We start from the raw sequence: 1,347 nt of genomic DNA on the forward strand, positions 1-1,347 counted from the left end.
GCCGTGGTGACCGATCCTGGCAGGCGTGCCCGTCCCCCACAACTGGCAGCGGTCGTTTTCCGACTTCCTGTCTCCTTGTCTGAAAATCTTCGACCATCCCAAGCAGCGCACCTGCCTCCCCAGATACGTTCGGGGCCTGCTCGCCCCTCTGGAACGAAAGAGCACTGAGCCCATTGCCGAGCATGTCGGGCAGCCGTATCAAAGCCTCCACCACTTCCTGAACGTTAGTCCCTGGGCCACCGACCCGCTTGAACGCCTCCTGGCCGAACGTGCTCAGTCGCTCTGTGGCGGCAAAAACGCCGTCCTGATCATCGATGACACGGCTCTGCCCAAGAGTGGCGAGCACAGCGTCGGCGTCGCTCACCAATACTGCGGTGCGCTCGGAAAACTCGCCAACTGTCAGGCGCTGGTGACCCTGACCCTGGCCGACCAGCGCGTCTTCGCGCCGCTGGGCATGCGGCTGTTCCTGCCCAGGGGCTGGACGGACGATCCAGATCGTTGCCATTTGGCAGGCGTACCCGAGGATCTCCAAAGGTACAAGTCGAAGGGCGAGCTCGCCCTGGAAGAGCTCGACCGGGTCCGAGCGCAGGGGGTCACGTTCCGGGTCGTGCTGGCTGACGCCGGGTACGGCGTCAGCAAAGAGTTCCGTCAGGCGCTCACCACCCGGGGCCTCACCTGGGCCGTGGGTGTCGTGGGGCACCAGAAGGTGTTCGGCGAGCATGTGACCAGCCACGACCCGCCGCCCAGAGTCAAGGGAAAGGGACGACCCAGCAAGCATCCGGTCCCGAGTGAGCAGGCACGTCCCGTCAGGGACGTGCTGCATGCCTTACCCCCGCACCACTGGCACACGGTCAAGGGCGGCAAGAAGTCGCGCTGGGTCGTGGTACGAGCGCGCATCGCTGACGGTGTCGAGGACGCGCGGGGACGCCATCTCCCCGGCGAGCTGGTGTGGGTGGTCGGGGAAAAGCGTCGGGGTGGTGAGCTCAAGTATTACGTCACCAATCACTCAGCGAGCACTTCCAAGGCGCAGATCGTTCGGGACCTCAAGGCGCGCTGGTCGTGCGAAACGCTGCACCAGCAGGCCAAAGAAGAGTTGGGGTTGGATCACTTCGAGGGGCGATCGTGGCGGGGCCTGACGCATCACGTGGCGTTGGTGATGTTGACGATGCTGTTCTTGCAGACTGTACGCACCGCGACCTGCGGCACCGCGCAGGTCGTGACCTTGCCACAGGCCCGGCGAGAAGCGAGCCGGACCCTGGAGGAGGTCCGGCTCGATCGGTGTCCGCATTGCGGGGAACAACTGCGGGGAGCGTCCCCATGAGCCTGAACGGAAGTGACAAAGTCCTG

General features: G+C 64.8%; 1 protein-coding gene. It reads left to right on the top strand.

All coding sequences use genetic code 11. The features are described from left to right. Positions 1-25 precede the first annotated feature (25 nt). The gene (locus tag A7B18_RS21075; protein ID WP_180970292.1) at positions 26-1,321 is read left to right on the top strand and encodes an IS701 family transposase; all 1,296 of its coding nucleotides are present in this window, start codon (positions 26-28) and stop codon (positions 1,319-1,321) included. Positions 1,322-1,347: the final 26 nt, after the last annotated feature.

Source organism: Deinococcus planocerae (assembly GCF_002869765.1).
In the GTDB taxonomy this organism is placed as follows: Bacteria; Deinococcota; Deinococci; order Deinococcales; family Deinococcaceae; genus Deinococcus; species Deinococcus planocerae.